The sequence below is a fragment of the Pseudomonas sp. AC463 genome (genome assembly GCF_979253585.1).
The window spans coordinates 1-271 of record NZ_CEEDDZ010000615.1; the positions used below are offsets into that span (position 1 = coordinate 1).

Annotated in this window: 1 protein-coding gene; it reads right to left on the minus strand. The window is 70.5% G+C overall.

Annotated elements, in window-relative coordinates:
* Positions 1-271: hypothetical protein (locus tag AC0IYH_RS31675; protein WP_471838214.1), on the minus strand; the 271-nt coding region annotated here is incomplete at both ends.

The window sequence follows — 271 nt, forward strand, 5'->3', positions numbered from 1 at the left end:
GGGCGGGAGCCTTGCGCAGCGTCTTCGGGTCGACCCTGTCGTCCGTCCTGGCGATGTCGGCCGGCGGCACCGCGCGCGGATCGGGGCGGTTGGGGGGGCGAACGGCGTTGGCGTTCGATCCTTGCGTCAGCGCCGGGTCGACCATGATCTGATCCGCCAGCGACGCGGTCAGCGCAGGATTGCGACCCGCGGCGTTACCCTGCGTCAGTTCCTTGTCGAGACTGTCGAGGTCCTGCTGCGAGGCAGGCTGCTTGCTACAGCCGGCCAGCGC